This is a genomic window from Micromonospora sp. NPDC047812 (assembly GCF_040704175.1).
Taxonomy (GTDB): Bacteria; Actinomycetota; Actinomycetes; order Mycobacteriales; family Micromonosporaceae; genus Micromonospora.
In genome coordinates, this window is sequence record NZ_JBEYRY010000006.1 from 195,357 (window position 1) to 212,601 (window position 17,245).

A 17,245-nucleotide genomic window follows, 5' to 3' on the forward strand; every position below is an offset into this window, starting at 1 on the left:
GAGGGCCGGGATCTCCCGGGAGTGGTGTCGGGCTGGTGCGGAACTTCGGGTGGATGGGCGGGTGGGTGCGGGTGGGGTTGACGGTTGGCGAGCTGCGGGCGGTGGCGGGGGCGGCGTTCGGGGGCGGGCGGGTGCTGGTGTCGGCCGAGCGGTTGGCCGGCGGCACGAAGAAGGGCGTCTACCGGCTGACCCTCGACGACGGGTCCACCGGTGTCGCCTACGTGTGGCATCCGGCGGAGGACTACTGGCCGACGCGGGCGGCCTCGGAGCCCGACGACCTCTTCGGGCACGCCACCGGGGCTGGCCTGTTCGCCACGGCGCACCGGGAGTTCAGCGCCGCGGGGGTGCGGGTGCCCCGGCTGCTGCTCGCCCCCACGGCAGGGCTCGTGGCCGGCGAGGTGGCGGTGGTGGAGGACGTCCGGGGTGGCACCCTCCAGCACCTGCGGGAGCGTGACCCGCGACGGGCCGAGGCGGTGCTGGCCCGGCTCGGCGAGGCCGTCCGGAGCATGCATGCGCGCCGTCGCGACCGGTACGGCCGGCCGGGTCTCGACGGGCCGGGTCCATCGGGGCTCGACGGGCCGACGCCCGGCCGGCCGGTGGAGCGGGTCGTGCTCGACCGGGCGCTGCGGGACCTGGCCGAGGCCGCCGCCCGGGTGGAGCGGATCGCCGCCGTGCGGCAACGCCTCGCCGACGCCCTCGCCGAGCGCTGGGCCGCCGTGGCGCCCCGTTCCCGGTACGGCCTGATCCACGGTGAACTCGGGCCGGACCACGTGCTCGTGGACGAGCGGAACCACCCGGTGCTCGTCGACATCGAGGGCGCGATGTTCCTCGACGTCGAGTGGGAGCACGCCTTCCTCGAACTACGGTTCGGCGACGCCTATCCGGCGCTGGCCGTCGACGGGCTCGACGGACACCGACTGTGCCTCTACCGGCTCGCGACACACCTGTCGCTGGTGGCGGGCCCGTTGCGCCTGCTCGACGGCGACTTTCCCGACCGGGCCGGCATGCGCGCCATCGTCGAGCACAACGTCGCCCGGACGTTGCACCAGCTCGCCCGGCCGAGCTGACCGTGCGGTTCGCCCGGACGAGAACCGGTCGTGGGCCGGCCCGCATCCCCCACGATCAACGAGAGGGTGGCCACCCTGTCTCCATCGCGTCTTCCTCCACCATCCTGAGCACCTCGCCGGTGTCGAGTTCACGCACGGCCGAGACGAACTCGCGGGCGATGGTCGCCGCGCGCGCACTCCGCTCCGCGACCGGTCCCGCCGCGAGCCTGGTCCGGACGCCCTGCGCGGCGCGTTCGAACATCGCGAGCAGAAGGTCCTTCGTCTCCGGCTCCTCGACGACGAACGACACATGGGTGCTGGGCTCGTCGGTGGCACGTGCGGTGTGCGCGACCCCCGGCGGCATGTAGAGCGCCTCGCCGCAGCGGAGGATGACGTGTCCGACATCGGTTCCGGGGCCTTCGACGAGGGCACCGGACGACCACCAGCCCGATGGCGCGTTCCTCTCCACGCGCCATTCCTTCGCGCCCGCCAGCTGCACGGCGAACACGTGCTGGGCGTCCCGGTGCCACGCGAGTCCGGGGCTGTCCGCCGGGGTGTGGAACACGGTCGCGCCGCAGCGCGCGCGCAGCGCCGACGAGATGCGCTCGGCGATCGTGCCCAACGAGTCGATCCAGTGGTGAGCCTGGTAGAACATCACGGTGGCCCCGTCGGCCACGAGCGATCTGGCTTTCGCCCTGTCCAGGAGCCCGCTGTGTCCCGCTGCCGACGGCGTCCCCCCGATGGTGACCTCGTGGTCCGGCAGCTGCCTGCCCTCGCGGGCGAAGGAGACGTACGGCGGCCTGAGCGACCTCTCCTCCAGCAACCGGTCGATGGTGATCTGATCGATCGACGCGAGGAAGGACGGCGCCACCGCCATCGGGCTCGTCCGGGATCCCCAGGCGGCGTCGATCATCGAGTCCTCCGTCGTGAGCAGGTCGAATCCCCGTAACGTCGCCATCCCGGCGCCTCCCATCACGAGCGGGGCCCGATCATCACAAGTTCGTGGAAGTAGCGGAGTTGCTCGGCGTCCTCGTCCACCGGCGAGCCCGCCACCTGGATCCAGGCATGGGCCCGGAAGGGCTCCGTCCGCACCCCCACGCACCACTGCGGCCAGGTACCGCACAGCCGGCACAACAGCGCGGCTGCTATCGACCTCTGCAGACACCACGGCCCCGTGCACATCACGCTGACGAAGACGACAGCGTTGCGTGCCCGGTGCGCCTCGTCCACGTTGCACGCGCGGGCTCCGAGGCGAACGGCCTTGAGCAGCGCGAACTGGCGCTCGGGGGTCAGTCTGGCGATGACCCGGGCCAGCAGGACCGCGAGCCTCGCCGGTGGTCGGATCCACAGCGGCGGCGCGACAGCCCTCTCGTTGACCACCGGTGCGCTCATCGGGCGATCAACCTCGCGGCACGTAGTTGTCGCACCAGTTCGTGCACGTCCGACTCGGCGTGGTCGGACGCGTCGGGGTACTTCTCCCGGAGCCGGCTCGCCGTCGATTCCACGGTCTCCCCGCCCAGCAGCAGGCGGAGTGTCTCCGAACCCGTGCCGTTCAGTTGCCAGTAACGTCCGGTCCGTGTGTTCAGGAACACCATCCCGTCCTCGGACTCGATCATCGTGACGAACGGGGACAACGCTATTCCTGCCATCGAGGGCCTCCTGGTTCGTTGGATCACGGCCGCGGTGGGCCGATCTCGGGCGGCAAGGACCGGAGCCACGCCTCACAGGCCAGCGTGCGTTCGAGCCGGTTGATGTTCGCGGCGTCCGGCATGATTTCCGACAGCGACCGGCGGAAGCTGTCGCGATCGATCAGCCCCATCGCGGCGAGACGCGACTCCTCACACATCTCACGCAACTTCCCGAGGTTGTGCTTCCGGCCGACGTAGGTGTCCATGGTGAAGTGACCCTTGGCGGTCCTGTCGAAGACGTAGTCCGGCACGATGCCGCGCAGGGCGGTCACCAACAGGGGCTTGGTACGGCCGAGCACGTACCGGTCCGCCAGACGGACGGACAGGGCCGTCTCCACCGTCCGGTCGTCGATGAACGGGGCTTCGAAGGTCACGTCGAAACGTTCCCCGAGTGCGCTCGCGAAGCGCACGCTCGAACCGTTCAGGAGGACGGAGCGCAGTATCTCGTGCTGGGTGGGGATCGGTGAAAGTGGTCGGGGGTCGATCGCCGCCGACCCGCGGATCGTCTCCCGGACCAGTTCGGCGGCTTCCCGGGTCGCCCACGTCGGAAGTTCCGGAGCGGGCTCCCAACCCACCTGCGACTCGAAGCTCGGTCCGGAGAGCAGTTCGTCGGCGGAGCGGTGCAACCATTCGGCATAGGGCGGAAACGCGCGGATGACTCGCCATGTCGTGGCAAGCGACCAACGCCGCATGGCGCGAATCGCGCGGACGGATCGCAGGGAACCGATCAGGTCGTGTTGTGCGATCGCGTTCACGTACGTCGTTCCGGTGGCCGCCAGTTCGTCGCTGCCGTGCCCCTGGATGTGTCTGGTCACCCCGTGCGAGGCCATTATCCGGGCGACGTCCTCGATGTGGCTCCTGGTGGCGATGAACGGCGGTGGGCCGTCGACGTCGAGATCGTCACGGTCGGGCGAGTCGTAGAACATCGAGGCGCTGGCCCTGTCGAGAAGGACGTGCTTCGCGCCGGACAGGGCGGCCTCCGCCCGGCTGGCGACGGTCGCCTCGGGATTCGTCGGGTCCATGGGTTGGCGACGAATGGTGACCAGCGGGCGGTCCTGCCGGGCGGCGAGGAAGCAGAGGCTCGTCGAGTCCATTCCGCCCGAGAGGTCGGCACCGATGACCGACGACCTGTCCGCTCGCGCGGCGATCGCCGCCAGGAGTCCTTCCCGGAACTGGTGGGCTGCCACGTCGACGGGGAGCTCCGGCTCGGGCGGGGACCACCACCGTACTGACTCGACGGATCCCGCGGGGCTCAGGGAAAGGTAGTGGGCGAAGGGAGCGCAGTCGACCTCGCGCCACACACTCCGCTCGTTCAAGGGCCACGGCGGTGCGTACGACAGGAGGCTCATCGCGAGGTGTTCCTCAGCCAGCGTCAGCCTTCGCAGTTCGCTGAGCACGGAAATGCGATTCGCCACCACCGTGGCGCCGCTGAGCGACGTGTGAAAGAGCTGCCGTGCGGTGGAGAGGCTTCCCTGGGCCCTTACCATTCCGTTCATGGAGGCGACCAGGTGGAAGCAGCCCGGGGTCCGCTCCGCCACCGCGTCCAGTTCCCGCAGACTGCCGGCCGTTTCGAGCTGCCTCGTAAGCACCGTCTCCGTGGTGTGCGCCGAGCCGAGCAGCACGATCTTCGACCCGCCGGCCTCGGCGTGTACGACGGCGCCGGCGGGCCAGCGCCCGATCAGCCAGGGGCGACCGGAGTGGTGGTGGAGGGTGTTCTCCCGGTACCTGCTGGGGAGCCGGGCGCTCACCTCGTCGGCGACGGGGTGGTCCGGCAGGACGACGAACTCCATGGTCGGTTCCCAACTGTCGGTGGCCTGGCATTGGTGCCGCGCCCGTGTGGTGGCCCGGTCGCCGACGGCCGGAACAGCGCCGCCGACGACCGGACCGTGTTCAGGGGATCAGCCCCCGAACGTGCCGTAGAGGTCCGGGAGCCACCCGACGTTGACCCAGCGGGTCTTCTCGGAGAATCCGCCGATCTCGACCAGCATCGGAGCCTCGTAGCGGGTTTCCGCAGTCGCGTCCATGCTTTTCACCCCCTTCCATATCGGGTTCCTTCCCGAATCGGAGGAACCTGGAAACAAGGATGTCCGCCATTGCGTTTCGTGGGCAATGCCCGACGCCGTTCGGTTGTGTGCGGAACGGCGTTCAGCGCGTTCCGTGCAATCTCGAACAGCGGCGCTTCCGCCCTGATTCAGCGATCGTCTGCCGCGTCGAGGGACGGTGCCGGAGACGAGTCAGAGGCAGTGCGTATCGGCAACCGCCGCGAAAAGGAAGTCGCGCCGCCGGCACGATCGCAGGGCGAACGACCAGCCGCACCACGCGCCTTCGTCCGCCGGGCGATGTCTCCCTGGCAGGGCCTGCGGGACACGCAGGCTGCGGATGTCACGCCTGGGCGGCCCGCAAAGCCGTCGCCTCGTCCCGGATCCGGGACGAGGCCACCGGGTCCCCGGCCAGGCGGTGCGCCTCGGCAAGGGTGTCGAGGCCGATCGCCAGCCAACTCCTCGAACCCACCCGTCGCCACAGGTCCACGGCGGCCTCCGCCCGCCGGCGGGCCTGCGCCGGGTGGCCGGCGGCGAGCTGCGCCTCTGCCAGCGCGTACGACGCCGCCGCCTCACCCCACAGGTTGCCGAACTCGCGGTAGGTCCACAGGCTCCGGGCCAGCAGCCGACGTCCCTCGCCGTGCTCGCCCTGGCGGACCAGGACGTCGCCGAGCCAGCAGTTGGCATGGGTCGCGGTGAGCCGGTCGCCGAGTTCCTCGCTGATCGAGGCGGCCCGTCGGAAGCAGTCGGTGGCGGCCGGGTAGGCACCGAGGGCGCGGTGGCTCTGCCCCAGGCAGCGCAGCGCCTGGGCCTCACCGGGCCGGTAGCCGGCGGCCCGGCTCACACCCAGACACTCCTCGAACCGTTGCCGGGCGGCGTCGACCCGCCCCTGTTCCAGGTCGATGACGCCGATGCCGTTGGTGGCGTAGACGAGACAGTTCACGTTCCCCGCGAGCTGGGCCAGCTCGACGGCCTCTTCGAAGTGACGCACCGCCGAGTCGTACCGGCCGAGCAGCCGGTGCACGTACGCCAGGCCGGCGGTGGCGCTGGCCTGGAAGGCGGGATCCTGACCGTGGGCGAGCAGCAGGGCCTGTTCGAAGTGGACCAGCGCCTCCGGGTACCGGTCGAGGATCGTGGTGAGTTCGCCGAGGCAGCGGTGGAGCCTGGCGGCGCTGCGCTCATCCGCGGCGTGCAGCGCGGCCTTGAGCGCCTGACTCTGGAGCCGTTCCCACTCGTCGAAGTGGCTGCGGACCTGGAAGAAGGTGGTCATCGCGGCGGCCAGGCCGGCGGCCAGCCCGACGGCCGATCCGGTCTCGGCGTCGTCGAGCGCCTGGTCGACCAGGGCGATGAGGAAGCGGCGCTCGTCGTCGAACCAGGCCACCGGGTCGGCGACGAACTGGTCGGTGTCTGTCGCCGGGAGCCGCCAGGACACCATCTGGGCCTGTGGGCCGCCCTGGAAGTCCGCCCCCAGGGCATCCGCGGTCAGGTCGGTCAGGTGCAGGCTCGCGCCGAGCAGCCGGGTGAGCGCCTCCGTCCGGCTCCGCCGTGGCACCTCCCGCTCCAGCAGCTCCCGGCCGAGCAGCCGCACGAGGTCGTGCAGGCGGTAGCGGAATCCACTGGCACCGACCGCTCCGATCTCGACCAGGTGCACCTCCACCAGGTCGTCGAGGATGGCTTCCGCGTCGGAGAGGGTGGTGTCGAGCAGTGCGGCCAGCGTCCACGCGGCGAAGTCCGGCCCGGGCGACAGGCTGAGCATCAGCAGGGCCTGCTGGGCCGTCGGGGGCATTCCCCGGTAGGTGAGTTCGAGGCTGGCCCGTACGGCGACGTCGCCCACGGCCAGCTCGTCGAGCCTGCGCTGTTCGTCGGCGAGTGCCTGGGCGACCTTGGCCAGCGGCCAGTGCGGTCGGGCGGCCAGCCGCGCCCCGGCCACCCACACGGCGAGGGGCAGACCGCCGCAGGTCTCCACGATGAAGCGGGCCGCGTCGGGTTCGGCGGCGGCCCGCTCGCGACCCAACATCTCACCCAGCAGTGCCAGCCCCGCGGCCGGGTCGAGGGTGCCCAGGGACAGGCGGCGGCTGCCCAGGTCGGCCAGCGTGGTGCGGCTGGTGACGATGGCGGCGCACCGGCCGCCGTTGGGCAGCAGGTCGGTGACCTGCCGGGTGGTCGCCGCGTTGTCCAGGATGATGAGCATCTGCCGCTGCGCCAGCAGGGTGCGGTAGAGATGGATCCGGCTCATCAGGTCCGGGGGCACCGCGCCCCCGCGCACGCCGAGCGCGCGCAGGAAGGCGCCGAGGACCGTCATCGGCTCCAGCGGCTCGTCGCCGAATCCTCCCAGGTCGACGTAGAGCTGACCGTCCGGGAACTGCGCGGCGAGCAGGTGCCCGAGGCGTACCGCGAAGGCGGTCTTACCGATGCCGGCCGGCCCGCTGACCAGCATCGTCACCGGCCCGGACGCGGCCTGGTCCAGCAGTCGACGCGTCTCGGACAGCTCGCCGTCCCGACCGACGAACAACGGCAGGTCCGGCGGTAGCAGACAGGGGGCCACCTGCCGGACGGCCGGCCCGTCCGGACGGTGGCCGCCGTGCCTGCCCGGGTCGGGCCCGGCGGGTGCCGCCGCCGGGGGCGCCGTGCCCGGCTCGGCGGACGGGTCGGCGGCATCTCCGGTTGTGTCCACGGCTGACACGAAGTGGTCGGGCAGGGCCAGCGCGCGGCGGGCGTCCACCCACTCGCGCACGGTCGCCGGATCGCCGCCGCAGGCTCGCACGAGGGCGGCGACCACCTCCTCCGACGGCAGCGAGACCCGATTGAGCGAGGTCGCGACGGTGCTCGCCGGCAACTGGTCGCCGACCTTCCGTGCCCGCCGCTCGAGCGCCCGGTACGAGAGCCGGGACCACGCCTTCACACCGCGCAACCGGGCGACGAACTCTGCTGCTGTCCTCGTCGAGCCTGGTCCGGGTAGCGGTGTCGTCACGGAACGCATCCTATCGACGCCTATCATGCAGGGCCATCCGCATGGTTGGACCAGCTCGCCTGAGCCGTGACGTCAGTGTCGGTGGCGGCGGGGCGTGCGGTGGCGAGGGTCGCGACGGTGTCGGTGCGTGGTGACAGCTCCACGTCGCAGAGAAAGAGAGCAGGAAGTCAGGTGTCGTTGAGGTACGCGAGGACGGCGAGGACGCGGCGGTTGTCGTCGGAGGACGGGGGGAGACGCAGCTTGTCGAAGATGCTCGCGGTGTGTTTGCCCACGGCACTCTCGCTGAGGAACAGTCGCTGCGAGATGGCGGCGTTGGAACGCCCCTGGGCCATCAGTTCGAGGACGTCCCGCTCGCGTGGCGTGAGGCGAGCCAGGGGCGAGGCGGTGCCACCGGCCGTCAGCAGCTTGGCGATCACCTCGGGGTCCATCGCGGTGCCGCCCGACGCGACCCGGCGTACGGCGTCGATGAACTGGTCGGCGTTCAGCACACGGTCCTTGAGCAGGTAGCCGACCGCGCCGGCCCCGTCGGCCAGTAACTCCCGGGCGTAGAGCTGCTCGACGTGCTGGGACAGCACCAGCACCGGCAGGCCGGGGATGTCACGCCGGGCGGCCAGTGCCGCCTGGAGACCCTCGTCGGTGAAGGTCGGCGGCAGCCGTACGTCGACGATGGCCACGTCGGGCCGGTGCCGGGCCAGGGCGGCGCGCAGTGCCGGCCCGTCGCCGACGGCCTCGGCGAGGGTGAAGCCGTGGCTTTCGAGGAGCAGGACCAGCCCATCCCTCAGGATGTGGAGGTCCTCGGCGAGGACGACGCGCACGGGATCTCCATGGTGACGACGGTGGGCCCGCCGGGCGGACTGTGCAGGGTCAGGGTCCCGTCGAATGTAGCGAGCCGCCGTTGGATGCCGCGCAGCCCGGTTCCCCTGGCCGGGTCGGCCCCGCCGGGACCGTCGTCGGTCACCACCATCCGGAGCATCCCGTCGCGGTGGGACAGCGAGACCGAGATGTGGGCCGCGCAGCGGGCCGCGTTGGTGAGGGCCTCGCAGGTGACGAAGTAGGCGGCGGACTCGACCGGCGCGTCGAGCCGGCCGGGCAGGTCGACGTCCACGTCCACCGGCAGCGGGGTGTCGAGCGCGATCGCCCGGATCGCGTCGCCGAGTCCGCGTTCGGCGAGCACCGGCGGGTGGATGCCGCGTACCAGGTCGCGCAGCTCGGCCAGCGCGGCGGCGGACGTCTCCTGCGCCTGTTCCAGCAGCCGCCGCGCGCGCACCGGGTCGGTCTCCATGAGCCGTGCGACGGCGGCCAGGCCGAGCCCGACGGCGATGAGCCGGGCCTGGGCGCCGTCGTGCAGGTCGCGTTCGATGCGGCGCAGTTCGGCCGCCTGCACGTCGACGGCGTCGGCCCGGGTGGTGGCGAGGTGTGCGACCCGCGAGGCGAGCACGGTGGCCGCCGTGGGGGTGAGCAGGAGCCGGTCCCACGACAGCCGCAGCCTCATCAGTGGGCTGGCCAGGCCGAGCCCGAGCAGCGCCATGACCAGCCCGCCGGGCATGCTCGCCCAGTCCGGAAGCCACGGCGCGACGAGGCCGACGTGCTCGATGCCGAACCACAGGTAGAAGGGGGTGGCCCAGTAGCCGGTGAGCAGGCCGATCGGCACCGCCCAGCCCACCCACGTCAGGGGCTGGCAGAACAGGCCGTAGAACCCGACTGCGACCAGGACCGCCGGGACGAACGAGAGCGGGGCCAGGACGACCGAGCCCAGTGACCACAGCTGGTCCCGCCAGGTGGCCGGGTCGCCGAACAACCACCCCGGCCGCTGGCCCTGGATGGCCGCCGGGAGGTCGGTGTACAGGACCCGCCCGACCCGGTAGTTGCCGTCCTCGGCGGGGCTGGGCGACGGCGGGTACGGCCGGTACGGTGCGGGCATGTCGGTGCCCGTCCACCGGCCGACGTGGCGCCGGTAGAGCTGCACCGGTGACCGCGTGACCGGCAGGGTGTACGGCAGCAGCCCGCCCCACGACACGGCTGCGGCGAGCAGGTTGAGCAGCAGACCGCCGAACGCGGCGAGGGAGAGCCCGGCCAGGCCGGCCCCCCGCCAGGTCGCGGCCGACGTCCGGGTGACCCACCGGCCGACCGCCGTCCGCGGCGGCTCCCTGGTCCCCAGCAGCACGCCGGCCCACAGCCCGTACGCCCGCAGCGCACCCGGCGCGAGCAGGAACGCGGCCACGACGGCCCCGGCAGCCACCGGCACCGACCACGCGGGATCCCAGGGAGGAGAGGCGAGCAGGAACACGCCGGCCGCGAGCAACGCGGGCGGCACCAGGAGCGGGAGCCCGCCGGTGACCGGGGTGAGGATCAGCCACAGCCATTCCCGGCTGAGCGTCGGGTCCTTCGCGTGCTGGTCCAGCTTGAGCAGGAACGCCGGCAGCCGTGGCGACCGGAACAACGTGCCCTCGTGGGCGTACCAGCCGTCCTCGCGCCGGTGCGGTGCGCGTGGCGGCGACCGGACGGGGTCGGGCAGGTCGGCCCCGGCCCAGGCACGGGCGAGCCGGCGCGCCAGCGCGGTCAGCCGGAACTGGCCGGAGACGGCGAGCGGATAGGCGATCACCAGGGTGGCGCCGACCACGAGGAGGTGCCCGTAGGCGAACCCGGCCACGCCCAGCACGACCAGGGCGACGCAGCGTGGCACGGCGAGCGCGAAGCGGGTCATGGGTCGAGTCTTCGTCGCACCGACCGCCGCCGCACTGGGGGAGGGTACCGACCGGGGGTGGGGCTGGGTACACCTCTACCAGGCAGTTGAGCCCATTCTCCCGGCCCTGCGAGATTCCTACCGTCGTCGGCATGCCAGTCATCGAGGTGACGAACCTACGCAAGCAGTACGGCGACCAGATCGCCGTCGCCGACGTGTCGTTGAGCGTGGACGAGGGCGAGATCTTCGGGCTCGTCGGCCCGAACGGCGCCGGCAAGACCACCACTGTGGAGTGCATCGAGGGACTCCGGACCCCGGACTCCGGCACGGTACGGGTGCTGGGGCTGGAGCCGCGCCGGGACCGCGCGGCGCTGCGGCAGAAGCTGGGCATCCAGCTCCAGGAGAGTCAGCTGCCGGATCGGATCAAGGTGTGGGAGGCGCTCGACCTGTACAGCTCGTTCTATCCGCATCCGGCCGACTGGCGGGCGCTGGTGGACGAGCTGGGCCTGGCCGCCAAACGGAACACGGTGTTCGCGAAGCTCTCCGGCGGCCAGAAGCAGCGGCTGTCGATCGCGCTCGCGCTGGTCGGCAACCCGTCGGTGGCGATCCTGGACGAGCTGACCACGGGGCTGGATCCGCAGGCGCGGCGGGACACGTGGGAGCTGGTCCGGCAGGTCCGGGACCGTGGCGTCACGGTCGTGCTGGTGACCCACTTCATGGACGAGGCGGAGCGGCTGTGTGACCGGTTGGCGGTCGTCGTGGCCGGCCGGGTCGTCGCCGTCGACACTCCCCGCAACCTGATCGCCGGTGCCCAGGTGCCCGGCGTCGAACGGCCCACTCTCGAGGACGCGATCCTCTCCCTCACCTCTGCCAGGAGCCTCTGATGACCGCCCGTTCCAAGATCGTCCGCGTCGAGGCGAAGCTGTTCCTCCGGGATCCGGTCGGCACGTTCTTCGCCATCGCGTTCCCGGCCCTGCTGATCCTGGTGCTCGGCCTGGCCATGCCGGGGACCCGCGACCCGTCGGACGAGCTGGACGGCCGGCGCCCCGTGGAGGTCTACCTGCCGATCACCATGACGCTGGCCATCGCGACGGTGACGATGGTGACGCTGGTGGCCGTGGTGGCCAGCTACCGCGAGCGGGGCGTCCTGCGCCGGCTGGCGACCACCCCGGTCTCGCCGACGGCGTTGCTCGTCGCACAGGTGGCCGTGAACGTCGGCGCACTGCTGCTCGCCTGCGGCCTGGCCTGGCTGGTGGCGGCGACCGTCTTCGACGTCCCGCCGCCCGGCAACGCGGTCGGCCTCGTGCTGGCGTTCACGCTCGGGGCGGGCGCGATGTGCGCCGTCGCGCTGCTCGTGGCGGCGGTCACGCCGAGCGCCCGGGCCTCGTCGGGGGTCGGCCAGCTGATCTACTTTCCGATGATGTTCTTCGCCGGGGTGTGGACGCCGGGGCCGCAGATGCCCGACCTGGTGCGGAAGATCGCCGACTTCACCCCGCTGGGCGCCGCGTCCCTGGCCGTGCAGGACGCCTGGGCGGGCTCGTGGCCAACGCTGCTGCACCTGACCGTGATGGTGGCCTTCACCGTGGTGCTGGGCGGGCTGGCGGCCCGCTACTTCCGCTGGGAGTGAGCCGCGACCGGGCGCCATGACGGGGGAGGGGCGGGCGGGGGACTGTCCGTCCCTCATGGTGCCCGTGTGGCAGACCCGCACGTCGGGCGTAGGCGCGGTCAGCGGGTCAGGCCGACCAGGGTGCCCAGCTGCGCCACGTCGGCCGACCGAGCGATGCCGGTGGGCAGGGTCGCCCGCCTCCAGCGTGGCCACTACACCGTCACACCACGTCCAGGTTGGTGCCGTCGCCACGCTGATCCAGTTGTCGCGGTGCGGCCGGTTGGTTGAGCTGCGGCGACGCGTACCGAGGGATGTCGTCAGGCGATGTACTCGCGGAAGCTGCCCCATACTCTGTCGGGGGCCAGTCCGGTCGACGGATCACCATCGTTGACGTCGTAGACCTGCCCGAATTCGGTGCGGGACCGGTCACAGCAGAGGAAGTGGAGGTGCCGCCATCCGACCCCGCCGATCTCGAGCCACACACCGGCCTCCCGCATCGCCGCGACCGCCGCCGGGCCCTCCCACTCCGGGATATCCTCGTCCGCCAGGCGCTCGAGGGTCTTTTCGTAGAGGCCAGCGGTGGCTGTGAGCGCCCAGGAGAACCGGTACACCTTCCGCCCGTACGCGTCCGGGGCACCGTCCTCGTTCAGGGTCCAAAGGCCGCCACCGTGGGTACGCACGAAATCGCCGTAGTCCGCCGGGATCTCGAACGAGTCAACGGCCCCGACGCCGTGGACCTGGGTGACGAGCGCCGCCAGTTCGGCGGGGAGGGTGAGCGACTCCGCCCGCTCGATCGGCCGGTCGTCCCGTACGAGCCGGGGATCGGTGATTTTCACCCAGCGATGGTATTCACTTCCTCCGGCCGAGAGCACCGGTACGGCGACTACGTCATTCCCGACGGCCTCGGCCTGTTGCGCGTCGACCGCGACCTCGACCGGGGCACCTGCACCGAACCGAACGTGTGGGTCCAGCACCGCTGAGCCGCGTCACCGGCTGGTCGATGCCGTGTCAGAGCGCGAGGTGGGCGCCGAGGCGGCGGACGGTCTCGGCGGCGGCGACCGCGTCGCTGCGGGCGCTGCCGTGCCGGCCGTCGCTGCTGTACATCGACGCGTCGGCGGCGAGCGGATGGTCGGTGAGGCGCACGTGCAGGGTGCCGAGCCGTTCCGCGAGGGCCCCGGTGTGCGCCGAGAGCCGCCGCATCCGTTCGCCCAGGCCGGCCCGGTGCCGCTCGGGCACGGCCGGGCTGAGCGACACGTCGAACATGCCGACGGTGATCACGTCCGCCCCGGCGGCCTGTAGCGCCTCGATGATCGCGGTCAGCTCCGCGTCGACCGCGTCCGCGTCGTACCCCCGCCCGAAGGCGTCGTTGCCGCCGCAGACCACCAGCGCCAGGTCGGGGCGGAACGCCAGCGCCGGGGCGAGCTGGGCGGCGCGCACCTCGTGCGCCCGCAGCCCTCGTAGGCCCAGATTGAGGTACGCCAGCTCGGGCCGGACGGCCCGCAGCTCGGCGGCGATCCGGTCGGCCCACTGCACGTCGGGATAGCCGTCGGTGGCCTCGCAGAGCCCCTCGGCCACGCTGTCGCCCAGCACCGCGAAGCGCCGCCACGGGTGGTCGCGCAGCAGCGCCGCGCTCTCCCCGTCGCGCAGGCACCACGGATCCGTCGCTTCGGTCAACGTCGATGGCATGCCGGCACGCTAGCCCACGCCGGGCGGGCGGAACAGGGTCCGTCGCCCGACCCCGGGTGAGCCGTGACGGCAGCGGGAACGGTGCGTTGGTCGGGTCACGCCTGCCGCTCTGCCCGGTAGGCCGCAGCGAGCCGCTTCGGCGCCCGGTCCTGCCACGCCTCGACGATCAGCTCCGCCAGCTCGTCGGGGTCGATCCGGTCGAGTCGGACGAGTACCGCCGGGTAGCCGTCGAAGTGCCCGGTGGTGAAGTAGACGGCCGGGTCGTCGGCGAGCAGCGCCTCCTTCGCCCCCAGGTCCGGCACCCGTACGCCGAGGACCGGACCGTCGGGCGCCGCCGCCCCCAGGGCGTCGAGGTCGGCGCGGCGCAGCGGTCGCTCCCAGACGAACGCCTTGTCGCGGACCTTCCACGCCGGCGCCCCCTGGTAGGACCGGTGCTCGCCCGTCTCCGGCAGACCCAGCGCGATCCGGCGTACGTCCTCCCACGTGGCCATGTCCGCGACCCTACGCCCGACCCACGACACCCGGCGCCCGCTCGGCCGGCGCGGCGGTGGACCGTGGACGCAGTCCGGGCAGGAGCGGCAGCAGGGTGACGACGAGGCAGAAAGCCGCCATGACCAGCAGGGCGGGGACGAGGCCGAGCGCGGTGGCCGACCAGCCGCCCAGCAGCGCGCCCACCGGCAGGCCCGCGAACGCCAGCGACCCGGCCAGCCCGATCACCCGGGTCTGCAGGGCGGCCGGCACCCGCTCGTAGATCGCCACCCCGAGCAGCGGGTTGACCGCCGCGATGCCGATGCCGGAGGCGAACGTCACCGCCAGCACCACCGCCAGTTCCTCGCTCAGCGCCAGGACCAGCAGCCGCGGGGCGCCGCCGAGCGCCGCGCCGACCACGAAGGTCAGGTACCGGGGCAGCCGGGGCCCGTACGCCGTGAACAGCAGGTTGCCCAGCAGCGCGCCGGCCGAGAACGCCCCGAGCAGCAGGCCCAGCCCGGCGGGGCTGCGCAGCACGTCGGCCACCCAGAGCGGGATGTAGACCGCGATGCTCGCGTTGACCGCCATGTTCAGCGCCGAGATCACCAGCAGCATGGTCAGCAGCATCCGGTCGCGGCCCAGGTGGCGGAACCCGCCCGCGAGCGCGCGCAGGTACCGCTCCGGCGCCGCCGGTTCCGACGCCTCGGCCAGCGGCCGGACCAGCAGGCCGACCAGCAGGGCGCAGGCGGCGAAGCTGGCGGCGTCGATGAGGAGCGCCTGCGTCACCCCGAACCACCAGACGAGCAGCCCGCCCAGCCCCGCGCCGAGCAGGGTGACCAGCCGGCCCAACCCGTCGTAGACGGAGGTCAGCCGGATCAGCCGGACGCCGGCGGCCTCGGCGGCCGGACGGAACATCACCTGCTTGACCCGGTCGCCGACGCCCCGCAGCGCGCCCACCAGGGCGACCAGGGCGAGCAGTGCGCCGAACCCGAGCCACGGGGTGAGGGCCACCGCCACCATCAGGGCGGCGCTGCCGGCGTCGGCCAGGACGGAGGTGCGGCGCAGCCCGATCCGGTCCGCCCAGGGCGTGCCCAGGGCGCTGGAGAGCAGGTAGGGCAGCGTCTCGGCGGCGGCCACCGCGCCCATCCTCGCCGGGCTGCCGGTGGTCTCCAGCACCAGCCAGGGGATGGCCACCACCGAGATCCGGCTGCCCAGGTTGGAGATCAGGTCGGCGGCGACCAGGACGGTCAGTTCCCGCCGGGGGGTCACGCCAGGCTGCCGATCGACGCCTCCGGGTGCTCGACCGACGTCGGGTGGTCCGCGGCGTGGCGGGCCCGCAGCGCGCGCTTGTCCACCTTGGCCGAGCGGTTGAGCGGCAGCCGGTCGACGAACTGGACCCCGCCCGGCGCCCAGGTGTCGCTGAGTTCGGCGGTCACCAGGTCGATCAGCTCCCCGGCGGTCACCGTCGCGCCGGGCACCGGCACCACGTAGGCGTACGGCAGTTCGCCCGCCGCCTCGTCCGGCACGCCGATCACCGCCGCCGCCCGCACCTGCGGGTGCCCGGCCAGGACGTCCTCGATCGGGCGGCAGTGGATCGGCCAGCTGCGCCGCCGGGTGAGGATGCGGTCCTGCAACCGGTCGACGAGGTAGAGGTAGCCGTCGGCGTCGAGGTGCCCGACGTCGCGGGTGCGGACCCAGCCGTCGACGAGCGTCTCGGCGGTCAGCTCGGGCTGGCCGTGGTAGCCGGCGAAGCGCAGGTCGGTGTGCACCCACACCTCGCCGTCGGCGCCGGGCGGCAGCACCGTGCCGTCCTCGGCGCGGACCTCGACGCGTACGTCGCCGTAGGGCCGCCCGCAGGAGCGCAGCCGCTGCGGGTGCGCCGGGTCGTCGGTCAGCCCCGGCAGGGCGGTGACCACGACGGCCTCGCTGAGGCCGTACACGATGCGCAGCACCGGCCCGAAGCGGGCGATGGCCTGGCGCAGGCGGGCGGGCGCGGCGGGCCCGGCGCCCACGTTGAACATGAACATGGCGGAGAAGTCCGCGCCGTCGAGGGCCGGGTGGTCGAGCACCTCGTAGAGCATCGGCGGCGTGACGAAGGTCGAGTTGACCCGCTCCCGGTCGACGGTGGCGATGAACCGCGCGGGATCCCAGCCGTCGCGGGGGAACAGCACCCCGCCGGTGAAGAGGCTGAACAGCGTGGTGATCTGGCCGCTGGCCAGCCACATCGGCGAGTGCGACAGGTGTCGCAGCGGCGGATGGCCGGCGGCGCGGAAGTCGGCGGCCAGGGCGAGGATCTGCGCGTAGAAGCTCTCCCGGTGGTGCACCAGCTTCGGGGTGCCGGTGGTGCCGCTGGTCTGCAGGAAGGACTCCGGCGCCGGCACCTCGGCCGGCAGGTCGACCGCCTCGGCGCGGGCGGCCGTGGCGAGGAGGTCCGGGCCCGCGCCGCCCGGGCCGAGGCAGAGCACGGGTACGCCGGACAGCCCGGCGGCCAGCTCCGGGCCGAGGCCGGTCGGGTCCCGGGCGTCGTAGACGAACGCGTCGGGACGCGCCAGCCGGACGAACTCGTCGACCTCCCGGCGGGAGGTGACCGGGGCGACCCACATCGTCCGGCAGCCCAGCAGGTGCAGGGCGAGCTGCACCAGCGGCCCCTCCACCGGGTTGCCGAGCGCGAGCAGCACCGCCTGCCCCGGCCGTACGCCGTGCCCGAGCAGGGTCGCGGCCAGCCCGCGCACCTGCGCGGCGACCTCGGCGTAGCTGAGCCGGTGTCCGTTTCCGACCAGCGCCTCCCGGTCGCCGAAGCCCGCGAACAGCTCCAGCGCCCGGTGCACGTAGCCGGCCCGTCGCTCCGGTCGGTCGGTCATCCGACAGCCCCCTCGCCGCAGAAGTGTTGCCGTGTGCCGGGCAGCCCGGGACGGCGCGGCGGCCGGGCGACCGCACCGCCGCCGTCCGTGAGCGTAGGTACCACCGGCTGTCACCGGACAGGGCCTGAACGGCGCTCCGGCCGGACCGGAGGACATTTGATCGCGTCGATCAGGTTGATTGACGGTCGTGAAACGGG

16 protein-coding genes are annotated in these 17,245 nt (G+C 72.7%); 3 read left to right on the forward strand and 13 right to left on the reverse strand.

The features are described from left to right. Positions 1–35: 35 nt before the first annotated feature. Positions 36–1,067: a phosphotransferase gene (locus AB0883_RS22785; RefSeq protein ID WP_366643203.1), complete on the forward strand. Its 1,032-nt coding sequence runs from the start codon at positions 36–38 to the stop codon at positions 1,065–1,067. Between the two features lie 55 nt (positions 1,068–1,122). Here AB0883_RS22785 and AB0883_RS22790 read toward each other — a convergent pair whose 3' ends face one another. The 8 genes from AB0883_RS22790 to AB0883_RS22825 form a co-directional block, all read right to left on the reverse strand. Next, entirely contained in the window at positions 1,123–2,004 is an 882-nt protein-coding gene (locus AB0883_RS22790; protein WP_366643204.1) for a cupin domain-containing protein, read from the reverse strand. A 14-nt stretch (positions 2,005–2,018) separates the two neighbouring features. Further along, complete coding sequence (locus tag AB0883_RS22795; protein ID WP_366643205.1) at positions 2,019–2,438, reverse strand: lasso peptide biosynthesis B2 protein; 420 nt, start codon at positions 2,436–2,438, stop codon at positions 2,019–2,021. Next, a complete protein-coding gene (locus AB0883_RS22800; RefSeq protein WP_366643206.1) occupies positions 2,435–2,695 on the reverse strand; it encodes a lasso peptide biosynthesis PqqD family chaperone in 261 nt (86 codons plus the stop codon). Before AB0883_RS22800 ends, AB0883_RS22795 begins: the two co-directional genes overlap by 4 nt. 23 nt (positions 2,696–2,718) lie before the next feature. After that, entirely contained in the window at positions 2,719–4,524 is a 1,806-nt protein-coding gene (locus tag AB0883_RS22805; RefSeq protein WP_366643207.1) for an asparagine synthase-related protein, read from the reverse strand. A gap of 108 nt (positions 4,525–4,632) precedes the next feature. Then, positions 4,633–4,758 (reverse strand): lasso RiPP family leader peptide-containing protein, encoded by a 126-nt coding sequence (locus AB0883_RS22810; RefSeq protein WP_366643208.1) that lies wholly within the window; start codon positions 4,756–4,758, stop codon positions 4,633–4,635. 358 nt (positions 4,759–5,116) lie between these two features. Then, on the reverse strand, positions 5,117–7,753 hold the full coding sequence (locus tag AB0883_RS22815; protein ID WP_366643209.1) for a tetratricopeptide repeat protein: 2,637 nt from the start codon (positions 7,751–7,753) through the stop codon (positions 5,117–5,119). Between the two features lie 158 nt (positions 7,754–7,911). Beyond that, a complete protein-coding gene (locus AB0883_RS22820) occupies positions 7,912–8,559 on the reverse strand; it encodes a response regulator transcription factor (RefSeq protein WP_366643211.1) in 648 nt (215 codons plus the stop codon). Further along, on the reverse strand, positions 8,523–10,448 hold the full coding sequence (locus AB0883_RS22825; protein ID WP_366643212.1) for a histidine kinase: 1,926 nt from the start codon (positions 10,446–10,448) through the stop codon (positions 8,523–8,525). Before AB0883_RS22825 ends, AB0883_RS22820 begins: the two co-directional genes overlap by 37 nt. Positions 10,449–10,579: 131 nt before the next feature. Between AB0883_RS22825 and AB0883_RS22830 the strand changes: the two genes are divergently transcribed. Together AB0883_RS22830 and AB0883_RS22835 are read left to right on the forward strand one after the other, a co-directional pair. Next, positions 10,580–11,311 (forward strand): ABC transporter ATP-binding protein, encoded by a 732-nt coding sequence (locus AB0883_RS22830; RefSeq protein ID WP_366643214.1) that lies wholly within the window; start codon positions 10,580–10,582, stop codon positions 11,309–11,311. Further along, positions 11,311–12,054: an ABC transporter permease gene (locus AB0883_RS22835; protein ID WP_366643216.1), complete on the forward strand. Its 744-nt coding sequence runs from the start codon at positions 11,311–11,313 to the stop codon at positions 12,052–12,054. The genes AB0883_RS22830 and AB0883_RS22835 overlap by 1 nt, the downstream gene beginning before the upstream one ends. A 296-nt stretch (positions 12,055–12,350) precedes the next feature. On the opposite strand, the gene AB0883_RS22840 is transcribed toward AB0883_RS22835, so the two are convergent. From AB0883_RS22840 to AB0883_RS22860, 5 genes are all read right to left on the reverse strand, one after another. Further along, positions 12,351–13,007, reverse strand: a complete 657-nt coding sequence (locus AB0883_RS22840; RefSeq protein WP_366643217.1) for a hypothetical protein — start codon at positions 13,005–13,007, stop codon at positions 12,351–12,353. A 34-nt stretch (positions 13,008–13,041) separates the two neighbouring features. After that, on the reverse strand, positions 13,042–13,719 hold the full coding sequence (locus AB0883_RS22845; protein ID WP_366643218.1) for an SGNH/GDSL hydrolase family protein: 678 nt from the start codon (positions 13,717–13,719) through the stop codon (positions 13,042–13,044). Between the two features lie 95 nt (positions 13,720–13,814). Then, positions 13,815–14,210: an MmcQ/YjbR family DNA-binding protein gene (locus AB0883_RS22850; RefSeq protein ID WP_366643220.1), complete on the reverse strand. Its 396-nt coding sequence runs from the start codon at positions 14,208–14,210 to the stop codon at positions 13,815–13,817. A gap of 10 nt (positions 14,211–14,220) precedes the next feature. Beyond that, positions 14,221–15,456: an MFS transporter gene (locus AB0883_RS22855; RefSeq protein ID WP_366643221.1), complete on the reverse strand. Its 1,236-nt coding sequence runs from the start codon at positions 15,454–15,456 to the stop codon at positions 14,221–14,223. Next, complete coding sequence (locus tag AB0883_RS22860; RefSeq protein ID WP_366643222.1) at positions 15,453–17,048, reverse strand: AMP-binding protein; 1,596 nt, start codon at positions 17,046–17,048, stop codon at positions 15,453–15,455. Before AB0883_RS22860 ends, AB0883_RS22855 begins: the two co-directional genes overlap by 4 nt. Between the last annotated feature and the right edge of the window lie 197 nt (positions 17,049–17,245).